General features: G+C 65.7%; 6 protein-coding genes. 5 read left to right on the plus strand and 1 reads right to left on the minus strand.

The features are described from left to right. Positions 1-23: 23 nt before the first annotated feature. Positions 24-1,505: a cytochrome P450 gene (locus G154_RS22990; protein WP_019514544.1), complete on the minus strand. Its 1,482-nt coding sequence runs from the start codon at positions 1,503-1,505 to the stop codon at positions 24-26. Positions 1,506-1,737: 232 nt separating this feature from the next. On the opposite strand from G154_RS22990, the gene G154_RS22995 reads away from it, so the two are divergent. The 5 genes from G154_RS22995 (at position 1,738) to G154_RS26870 (ending at position 11,126) form a co-directional block, all read left to right on the plus strand. After that, on the plus strand, positions 1,738-2,382 hold the full coding sequence (locus G154_RS22995) for a TetR/AcrR family transcriptional regulator (RefSeq protein ID WP_019514545.1): 645 nt from the start codon (positions 1,738-1,740) through the stop codon (positions 2,380-2,382). Positions 2,383-2,410: 28 nt separating this feature from the next. Continuing rightward, a complete protein-coding gene (locus tag G154_RS23000; RefSeq protein ID WP_019514546.1) occupies positions 2,411-3,271 on the plus strand; it encodes an SDR family oxidoreductase in 861 nt (286 codons plus the stop codon). A 181-nt stretch (positions 3,272-3,452) separates the two neighbouring features. Next, a complete protein-coding gene (locus G154_RS23005; RefSeq protein WP_019514547.1) occupies positions 3,453-8,906 on the plus strand; it encodes a glutamate synthase-related protein in 5,454 nt (1,817 codons plus the stop codon). Then, the gene (locus tag G154_RS23010; protein WP_019514548.1) at positions 8,903-10,642 is read left to right on the plus strand and encodes a sulfite reductase subunit alpha; all 1,740 of its coding nucleotides are present in this window, start codon (positions 8,903-8,905) and stop codon (positions 10,640-10,642) included. The genes G154_RS23005 and G154_RS23010 overlap by 4 nt, the downstream gene beginning before the upstream one ends. Positions 10,643-10,646: 4 nt before the next feature. Next, complete coding sequence (locus G154_RS26870; RefSeq protein ID WP_187697578.1) at positions 10,647-11,126, plus strand: hypothetical protein; 480 nt, start codon at positions 10,647-10,649, stop codon at positions 11,124-11,126. Positions 11,127-11,153: the final 27 nt, after the last annotated feature.

Raw genomic sequence — 11,153 nt, forward strand, 5'->3', positions numbered from 1 at the left:
TGGCCGCTGGGACGACTACTCGATCAGAGTGGGCGCAGGATGACGGGCATACCGTCCATCGGCACGGGCATGCCGCCGTAATCCAGCTTGGACTTGTACCCCTGGTAGGGCGGCTCCAGCCGGTACTTGCGCAGCAGTCGGTGCATGACGGTCTTGATCTCAAGCTGTCCGAAGACCATGCCGATGCACTTGTGCGCACCGCCGCCGAACGGGGCGAACGCGTAACGGTGCCGCTTGTGCTCGTTGCGCGGCTCGGCAAACCGGCTCGGGTCGAACTTCTCCGGGTCGGTCCACAGTTCGGGCAGGTGATGATTGATCGACGGCCAGGTGATGACGCTGGTGCCGGCCGGGATGAAGTGGCCGAGCAGATCGGTGTCGCGCACCGTGGAGCGCACGTTGAACGGCAGCGGCGTCACCAGCCGCAGTGATTCGTTGATCACCAGGTCGTAGGTCTCGAGCTTGTCCAGCGCCTCGATGTCCAGCGGACCGTCGCCGATCCGCTCCGACTCCTCGCGGCAGCGTTCCTGCCACTCGGGGTTGGCGGCCAGGTAGTAGGCCATCGTCGTCAGCGTCGATGTCGAGGTGTCGTGGGCGGCCATCATCAGGAAGATCATGTGATTGACGATGTCCTGGTCGGTGAAGGTATTGCCGTCTTCGTCGGCGGTATGGCACAACACGGTCAGCATGTCGGTGCCCTGCGAGTCGCGCTTCTCCTTGACCCGGGCCTCGAAGTAGTCGTCGAGCACCTTGCGGGCCTGCAGTCCGCGCCACCACTTGAACGGCGGCACACCGGTGCGGATGATGGCGCCACCCGCACGCGTGGTCATGGTGAACGCGTCGTTGACCTTGGTGACGAGTTCCTTGTCCGAGCCGGGCTCGTGACCCATGAACACCACCGAGGCGATGTCCAGGGTCAGTTCCTTGACCGCGGGATAGAACAGGAAGCGCGGATCGTTCTCGACCCAGTCGTTGGCGATGACGGTCGAGGCGACCCGGTCGATGTGCTCCACATAACCGGTCAGCCGGGACCGGGTGAAGGCCTCCTGCATGATGCGGCGGTGGAACATGTGCTCCTCGAAATCGAGCATCATGAGCCCGCGGTTGAAGAACGGGCCGATGACCGGATCCCAGCCCTTCTGCGAGAAGTCCTTGTTGCGGTTGGAGAACACCGCCTGGGTCGCGTCCGGACCCAGTGCCGCGACGCTGGAGAGTGCGGGGGAGTAGGCGTAGTGGACCGGCCCGTACTTCTTGTAGACCTCGAGCAGGTACTCGGGGCCGGAGCGGAACGTCTCGATCATGTGGCCGAGGATCGGCACGCCCGAGTCGCCGAGGACCGGCTTGAGCCCGCTACCGGCCGGTGGCTCGGCGAGCACGAACTGCTTGAAATCGTGCCTGCGCAGTCGCTGCTCCACCGTGCCGAGACCGGGCATGTTGTTCAGCGTGGGGGTGAACCGGCGCTTGGCCTGGTCCAGCAGATAGGTCGGCGTGCTGATGGTTGTCGCCATGGACGGAACTCCTTCGTGCGGGCAGACCTGTGGTCGACGTCACTTCGTCGACCATCTTCATGTTCGACTTGACGGCTGTCAAGTTTGTGTCCGGCGCGGTCGGCGGCCGACTCGGCCGGTCCGCCGCCGCACTTCGGCATGGCGGATACCACGCCGCAGGTCCGGGGGCTGTGTCAAACTTGACGGATGTCAAGTTTTGTTCTGGCGTGGCGCGGTGCAAAGGTTTAAGGCCATGAGCGCCACCCCTGAAGCGCAACCCGAGACCCGGCGCAGCCGCGGAGACCGCCAACGCGACGCGATCGTCGCCGCGGTGCGCGAGTTGCTGGGCGTCAAACCCTTCGCCGATCTGTCGGTGAGCATGATCAGCGAACGCGCGGGTGTGGCGCGATCGGGGTTCTATTTCTACTTCGACTCCAAGTACGACGTGCTGGCACTGATCGTCCGGGAGGCCCTCGCCGAGCTCGATGTGCTGACCCACAACTTCGCCCCGCGCGACCCCGGCGAGTCGCCCGCGGCATTCGCCAAGCGGATGGTCGGCAGTGCCGCGGCGGTGTTCGCGACCAACGATCCGATCATGGCGGCCTGCACGTCGGCCCAAACCACCGACAAGCAGATCGCCGCCATCATGAACGACTTCGAGGACATGGTGATCGACAAGATCGTCGGGGTCGTCGAGGACGAGGTCCGCAAGGGCACCCGGCCGATCTCCGACGACATCCCGGCGCTGGTCCGGATGCTCACCGCCACCACCGCGATGACGCTGTCCAATGACGCCGCCTTCGTCGGCCGCGGCACCGATCCCGCCCGGGCGGTCGACGTGCTGGAACGCCTCTGGCTCAACGCACTATGGGGAACCGCGGCGTCCTGGGACGAGTGAGCCACCCGCGCTGGGTAGTGTCGGACAGATGGGTCAGCCTGAGGGTTTTGCCGGGAAACGGATTCTGTTGACCGGCGCGGCCAGCGGTATCGGCCGCGCGACCGCGCTCAAGCTCGCCGAACTCGGCGCCGAGCTGTACCTGACCGACCGCGATGCCGACGGGCTGGCCACGCTGGTCGCCGACGCCGAATCCCTCGGCGCCGCCGTGGCGGCGCACCGGGCACTGGACATCTCCGATTTCGAGGCGGTCAGCGCCTTCGCCGACGATGTGCATGCCGCCCACGGTGCGCTCGACATCGTCATGAACATCGCAGGCATCTCCGCCTGGGGCACGGTGTCGACGCTTTCCCATCAGCACTGGAAGTCGATGATCGACGTCAACCTGATGGGCCCGATCCACGTGATCGAGACGTTCGTGCCGCCGATGGTGGCCGCGGGCCGGGGCGGTCATCTGGTGAACGTGTCCTCGGCGGCAGGCATCGTCGCGTTGCCGTGGCATGCCGCGTACAGCGCCAGCAAGTACGGCCTGCGCGGACTCAGTGAGGTGTTGCGCTTCGACCTGGCCCGGCACCGCATCGGGGTGTCGGTCGTCGTGCCCGGCGCGGTGAAGACCGGACTGGTCCAGACGGTGCAGATCGCCGGCGTCGATCGCGAGGATCCGCGGGTGGCCAAGTGGGTCGACCGATTCGCCGGGCACGCCGTGTCCCCCGAGCATGCGGCCGACAAGATCCTGGCCGGAGTGCGGCGCAATCGCTTCCTGATCTACACCTCCGCCGATATCCGCGCCCTGTACGCCTTCAAGCGGGTGGCGTGGTGGCCCTACAGCGTGGCGATGCGACAGGTCAACGTTCTGTTCACCCGAGCGCTGCGGCCCAAACCGCGTGAATGACGGTTTCTGCCGTTGGAAATATCACACCCCTTGGAACGGCGCTACCAGGGGTTTTAGGTTAGGCTAAGTCATTTGCGCGCGCCGGTGCCTGCGGTAATCGAAGGCCTCGTGCGGGACGGCTCAACGTCGAGAGGCCCACGCGGTGCGCTGGGTCGTTTGCGTCGCCAGAGGAGATCGCCGGTTGTCGGGACTTTTTGATCCGAATCAGGAAAAGAGCAGTTGTGGCGTCGGATTCCTGACGCGCAAGGATGGCCGTCAGACCCATGAGGTCATCCAGAAGCTGCACGAGGCGTTGTGCGCGGTCCCGCACCGCGGTGGCATGTCCTCAGAAGGCGTGGGCGACGGCGCGGGGGTCAATCTGGACCTCTCCCTGCGGTTCTTCCGTGAGGTCACCGGCCGGCCGGACCTGGAACTGGGTCAGTTCGGGGTCGGTAACTTCTTCCTGCCCAACGACACGGCATCCCACGGCGAGGCCGAAGCGGTGATCGAGCGCACGCTGCGCGAACACGGGTTCGACATCATCGCGAAACGGGATGTGCCGGTGGATAACACGGCCATTCGGCCGGCAGCGGTCACCTATCAGCTGCCGATTCGGCAGTGGGTGTTCACCGCCGACACGAGTGCGCGATTCGACCGCAGAATCCACGACGCCCTGATGGATATCGAGGCCGTCGCCTACACCGAACCCGCGCTGCTCGGTCTGTACCCGCTCTCGATCAGTGCCCGCACCCAGGTGCTCAAGGGCCGATTGAACTCCAATGAGGTCGTCCCGTACTTCAGCGACCTGTCGGACCCGCGGATGGAAGTGCATTCGATGTTCTTCCACACCCGTTTCTCCACCAATACGGTCCCCAATGCCACGATGGCCCAACCGTTCCGGCTGATGGCCCACAACGGCGAGCTCAACACCGACAAGAAGAACCGGCTCTCCGACAACGCCGTCGCACGCGCCCGCAACCGCGCGATCGTGCGGCCGGTCGGGCAGTCCGACAGCTGCCGGCTGGACCAGACCCTGCAGAACCGCGTTCTCGAAGACGACCTGGACTTGATCACCGCGGTGGTGGCGATGATGCCGCCGGCCTGGGAAAACGATGAGACGCTGTCCCCGCAGGTGCGGGCGATGCTGGAGTTCTTCAGCCTCTACGAAGAGAAGAACGACGGGCCGGCCGCCCTCATCTTCGGCGATGGCACCTACATCGGTGCGCGCCTGGACCGGCTGGGCCTGCGCCCGTTGCGCTCGGTGGAGACCGCCGAGTACCTGGGGGTCATGTCAGAGGCCGGTCAGGTCTACTTCCCGCCCGAGGAGGTGACCAAGCGCGGGCGCATCGAGGCCGGCGGCATGCTGTACTACGACCACCGTGAACAACGGTCCTACGACACCGTCGAAGCGCTGGAAAAGCTTGCCCAGCAGCATGATTACCAAAGCATGCTGGACGAGGCGCGGGTGAATCTTGCCGACCTGCCTGCAGTTGCGCCGGAGGGTCAACTCTCCCCGGCCCGGTACAACGGCGATCTGTCCAGACATCAGCGCTATGTGGCGTACTCGTTGAATCAGGAGAGCTTCAAATTCCTGATGGATCCGATGCTGGCCACCGGCCAGGAGAAGATCTCGGCAATGGGGTACGGCGCAGCCATCAACGCGCTGTCCAATCACGAAGGTGGTATCGCCCGCTACTTCACCCAGCGGTTCGCCCAGGTGACCAACCCGCCGCTGGACAGCATCCGCGAAGCCGACGGCATGACGTTGCGGGTGGCGCTCGGCGCCAAGCCCAACAGCGGCGGGAAGGCCGCGCCGCAGATCGTGGTGCCGACACCGATCCTGACGCATCTGGAGATGCTCAAGATCCGGGACCAGAAGCACACCCCCGTCGAGCGGTTCGGCATGTTCTACCGGATCGACCTGGAGGATTCGGAAGCCAACGCCCAGGCTCTGGTCCGCGGCATCGACAAGCTGTGTGACGAGGTCGAGGAGTTCGCACGGGAGACCGGCGGTATCGCCGTCATCTCCGACCGGCACGTCGAAAGCGGTATGGCGGCAATACCGTTGATCATCGCGGTGTCGGCGATCAACCAGCGGCTCATCGAGGAAGGTGTGCGACTGCGGGTTTCGGTGATCGCCGAGAGCGGGCAGATCTGCTCGTCGCATCACGTCGCCACCGCGCTGGGCTTCGGTGCCTCCGCGGTGTATCCCCTGGGTGTGCAGATGCGCGCCGAGGAGAAGTTCGGGCCTGACGAGTCCCAGGTTGCCGCGGCGTTCAAGCGGTTCGCCAAGGCCGCCGAGAAGTCGCTGATGAAGACCATGGGCCGGGTCGGCCTGTGTACCGCCGAAAGCTATATCGGCGGCGAGTTCTTCGAGCCCAGCTACCTGGATACCGGCGAGCCGGTGCTGCGCAAGTACTTCCCCAATGTGGTGTCCCCGGTCGGCGGTGTCGGGTTCTCCACGCTGGCCGAGACCTCCGCCGAATGGCATGCCCGCGCGCTGGCCGTCACCGGGGAGAAGGACGTTCCGCTGCTCGGATTGTTCAAGGAACGTGCCGAGGGTGCGGGACACTCCTACGGGACGACTGCGGTGCGCGGGTTCGTGGACATGACCGAGGAGGAGATCTCCTTCGGCGACGATGCCCGCCCCGAGAATCCGGACATGGCCGATCCGCTGTACCTGCGCCGCCTGCCACTGCACCAGCTCGAGGGTGCCTTCGGCCTGGACGACGAGGCCTACCGCAACAACAGCTTCGAGGAGATGTCGCCTCGGGCGATCAACAACTTCGACATCACGCCGGGTTACCGCAACTTCGTGATGGCGATGAACACCGAGCGAGCCCGGCGCCCCGCGGCACTGCGCGATGTGCTGGCCTTCCCCGCCGACGTCAACTTCTTGCACACCGCCGACGAATTCCGATCCGAAATGGGACAATTCGCGCTGTGGGGTAACAACGGTTATCTGGTGCGTGGGCTGATCATCTCGGGAACCGGCGACGAGTTCACCCTGAAACTGGCCCATTCCGCGGGCCGGCTCGCCGAGCTGGCGCACTCGTTGCGACAACGGTTCGGCACGCAGATCGTCGACTACGACATCGTCGGCGACCGGTTGTGGCTACGGGCATCCGGTGATGCCTTGCACTACCTGTCCCACGTGCGCACCGCACCGGACTCGATCCCGCTGTCCGCGGTGCAGCCCGCCGATGAGATCGCGGCCACGCTGGCCTCCGGGGCGATGAGCCATGGCGCGCTGGTGGCCGCCGCGCACGAAGCGGTCGCGCACGGCACCAACATGGTCGGTGGTCTGTCCAACTGCGGTGAGGGTGGTGAGCACATCACCCGCTACGGCACCATTCGCGGATCGCGGATCAAGCAGTTCGCCTCCGGCCGGTTCGGCGTGTGGGCCGGCTACCTCGCCGACCCGATGCTGCGTGAGTTGGAAATCAAGATCGGTCAAGGGGCCAAACCCGGTGAGGGCGGCCAGCTGCCCGCGCCGAAGGTGACCGTCCAGATTGCCGCGGCACGTGGTGGAACACCGGGGGTCGAGCTGGTCTCCCCGCCGCCGCACCACGACACCTACTCCATCGAGGATCTCGCGCAGCTGATCCACGATTGCAAGGCCGCGCGCGTCCGGGTGATCGTGAAGCTGGTCAGCTCGGAGGGAATCGGCATCATCGCCGCCGGCGTCGCCAAGGCCGGTGCCGATGTCATCAACGTCGCGGGTAACACCGGTGGCACCGGTGCCGCGGCCGTCACCAGCCTGAAGTATGCCGGGCGGTCGGCCGAGATCGGCGTCGCCGAAGTGCATCAGGCCCTGGTGGCCAACGGTATTCGGCAGAAGGTCGTGTTGCGTGCGTCCGGCGCTCACCAGACCGCCAGCGACGTGGTCAAGTCGGCACTGCTCGGCGCCGACAGCTACGAGTTCGGCACCACCGCCCTGATGATGCTCAAGTGCGTGATGGCCAAGAACTGCAACATCAAGTGTCCGGCCGGTCTGACCACGAATTCCGAAGCGTTCGAGGGTGATCCACGGGCCTTGGCGCAGTATCTGCTCAACATCTCCCACGAGGTTCGCGAGATACTGGCCATGCTCGGCCTGCAGTCGCTGCGCCACGCGCGGGGGCGAAGCGACCTTCTGCACCTGCTGGATCATCCCTCCAGCATCGGCAAGCTGGATCTGCGGGCCATGCTGTCCGTCGCCGAGGGATTCGTACCCGACGACCCGATCTACATGGAGAAGGACTACGCCGTCGACGACGCGTTCCTGGCGCAGCTCGACCTCGATGGTGTGGCGATGGCACCGGTGACGCTGACCAACGGCAACAAGAGTGTGGGGGGCCAGCTCGCCATCGACATCGAGCGGATGCTGAATCACCCAGGACCATCCGGGCCGCTGGACGGCCGGGCGGTGGCGGTCGACGCGCGCGGACGCCGGTTCCTCACCCCCGACAGCGTGCTGATCACCACTGACGGTTCGGCGGGGCAGAGTTACGGTGCCTTCTGCAATGACGGTATGACGATGTCGCACACCGGAACCTGCAATGACGGGGTCGGCAAGAGCCAGTGCGGTGGCACGATCACCGTCCATTCGCCCGGTGGCGGATCGGAACTGCCGGGCGGCAATGTGTTGATCGGCAACTTCGCACTGTTCGGCGCCTCCGGTGGACGGCTTTTCGTCGCCGGTGAGGCCGGTGACCGATTCGCCGTCCGCAACTCCGGCGCCACCGCTGTCGTCGAGGGTGTCGGTGAGTTCCTGTGTGAGTACATGACCAATGGCGCGGTGTTCAACATCGGGGGCTTCGGCAAAGGCGTCGCCAACGGCATGAGCGGCGGATTCCTCTATCAATACGATCCGAGCGATGTGCTGGCGGCCAAGGTGAGTGCCGACTCGGTCCTGATCGCTCCGCTGGCCGAGGCGCCCTTCCACGAGGTCGCCGCCAAGACGATGCTGCAGTGGCACGTCGAGGCGACGGGATCGACAAAGGCCGCTGCGCTTCTCGACGATTGGGACACCACCCGGGAACACGTGAAGTATGCGATGCCGCGGGCGCTGCTGCAGTACCAGGATGCCGACGCGATACTTGCGGCCAAGACGCGCAAAGAACTGCTCGACGAACTGGCCTCGGCGCTCGCCGGTCATCAGGTCGCCAAGTTCAAGCGGTCCTATCGGGACGGTGAGATGGTGCTCGGCGGTGCGGTACCCGGCTACGGGGACACCGACACCGAAGAGATGTATGCGCTGTTGAACACCTACACCGTGCTCAATCTCGCTCAGCAGCTGGCGCTGACCCGGCTGCCAGGGGTGACCGACGTTGCCGACCCTGCGGTGGGAGGTACCGTCCGCAACCTGGTGCTGACCGAGGACTTCTTCCTGATCCAGAAGTTGCAGCGGTATGCGCGTGAGGCCATCGACGGTTTCAGTGACGAGGACCTGGCCGTGTTGATCGCCAACAAGCGGATCACCGACTACAAGGACGCGCTGTCGCAGCGCAACGTGCTGTCGATGGACAGCCCCGGCACATACGGCTGGATCCTGTTCCAGAGCGCCAAGAACGTCGAGCGCATCGGGCGGCTGCCCTCCTTCGAGGAATTGTTTGCCGCCCAATCTGTTCCGGACGTGGTGGCCTCACTGACCACCTTGGAGAGCGCTTCGTGAAGATTGCCTACATTCCCCAGGATGCCCCGTTCAACGAGGACCAGCGTGCCTGGCTGTCGGGATTCCTGGCAGGCCTGCACTCGCGGTTGGCCATGAACATGGTCCCGCCGCCGGCCGCGGTGGCCGATGCGCCTGCCGCGCGTCCGGCGCTGCGGATCCTCTACGGTACCCAGACCGGTAACGCCGAGGGCGTGGCCAATGATGCTGCCGCCGCAGCCAAGCTGCAGGGTTTCGACGTCAAGGTCAGTGGTCTCGACGAGATCGAACTCGACGAGTTCGCCGGGCTGAAGTACGTGCTGATCGTGACGTCGACCTACGGCGAGGGCGAGATGCCCGACAACGCCGAACTCTTCTGGGACGCGCTGTCGGCCACGACCGCCCCCCGCCTTGAGGGGGTGTCCTACGGCGTGCTCGCGCTCGGCGACACCAGCTATGACGAGTTCTGCCAGGCGGGCAAGCTCTTCGACATCCGGTTGGAACAGCTCGGCGCCACTCGCGTGGTCACCCGCACCGATTGCGATGTCGAGTACGAGGCGCACGCCGCCGAATGGATCCAGGGCGCACTCACCGCGCTGGTGCCGACATCAGGGGCCAGCGGAACGCCGAGCACCCCGCCGCCGAGCGCGGTGGCCCGTTCCGGGTGGACGCGCAAGAACCCGTTCGTGGCCGATCTCGCGGTCAACCGATTGTTGTCCGGACCGGGGTCGGACAAGGAGATCCGGCACATCGAGTTCGCGCTTGCCGACAGCGGTATCGAGTACGAGGCCGGTGATGCGTTGGCGGTCATCCCGGAGAACGATCCCGCGCTGGTGGAGGCGATCGCCGAGCACTTCCGCGTGTCGCCGGACACCTTGGTCGACGACCGCCCGCTCGGTGAATTGCTCGGGCGTCGTTACGAGATCAGTGCACCGTCGAAGGATCTGCTCGGTGAGGTCGAGAAGCGCGCCGACAACGAGGAGCTGTCCCATGTGCTGCGCGGTGGGGTCAAGGAGACTCTCGAGCGCTGGCTGTACGGCAAGGACATCTTGGACGTACTGCGGATCGCCGGTGACGACCTGAGTCTGGAGGAGTTCATCGGGTTACTCAAACCCCTTGCACACCGGGCCTATTCGATATCGTCGAGCGCGCTGGCACATCCCGACCGGATTCATCTGACCGTCGCCGCGGTGCGCTATCAGGGCAACGGACGTGCCCGCGGCGGCGTGTGCTCGACGTATCTTGCCGACCGGGCCGGCACGGCGAAGATCTTCCTGCAGCCCAACAAGTCGTTCCGGGTGCCCGTCGATGGTGACGTGCCGATGATCATGGTCGGGCCCGGTACCGGGGTGGCGCCGTTCCGGGCCTTCCTGCAGGAGCGCGAACACAGCGGCGCGGCCGGCCGAAACTGGCTGTTTTTCGGCGATCAGCACCGCGCCCACGATTTCGCCTACGAGACCGAACTGCTCGGCTGGCAGTCCAGCGGCCTGCTGACCCGCCTGGATCTGGCCTTCTCGCGAGATCAATCCGAGAAGATCTACGTGCAGAACCGGATGGTCGAGCACGGGGCCGACGTGTACGCCTGGCTCGAAGAGGGCGGCCACTTCTATGTCTGTGGAGACGCCACCCGGATGGCCAAGGATGTCGACAAGGCGCTGCACGACATCGTCGCCACCCATGGTGCGATGAGCGCCGACGCCGCCACCGATTACGTGAATTCCCTCAAGCGCGAAAAGCGGTACGTCCGCGACGTGTACTGAGCGGATGACCGCGGGCCCCGCGGGCCTGGCGACAGGTCAGGGCGGGGACAGTTCGCCGCCGGGCGGCGGCGCGAAATCGGTCACGGTCTGTGTTTCGGTCCGGGTTTCGGTGACCGTGCTCGGCGGGACCGTCGTCGTGGTGGTGGTCGTGCTCGGCGTGGTCGTCGTGGTTGTGGTCGTCGTCGTGGTTGTGGTGGTCGTCGTCGGGTCGGTCGTCGACGTGGTGGTGGCCGTCGTGGGCGGCACCGTCTCGGTGATCGTGCCGGGCACGACCGGGGCGCCGGGTGCGGTCGTCGTCGTGCTGGTGCTGGTGGTCGCCGGGCCGGAATCTGAGTCGTCGGAGGATACGGCGCTGAAGATCCCGTACCCGGCCAGTGCCAGGACCGCGGCGGTGACCGCACCGAGGCCGACAAGCGCCGCCGGCTTCTGGTACCAGGGCTGTGCCGGTTCGGCCGCCGGGTACGGTTCGGCCAGTTCGCTGTAGTCGGCGTAGAGGGTGGGGTCGTCGTGC

This window comes from Mycobacterium sp. VKM Ac-1816D, from assembly GCF_000416385.1.
Classification (GTDB): Bacteria; Actinomycetota; Actinomycetes; order Mycobacteriales; family Mycobacteriaceae; genus Mycobacterium; species Mycobacterium neoaurum_A.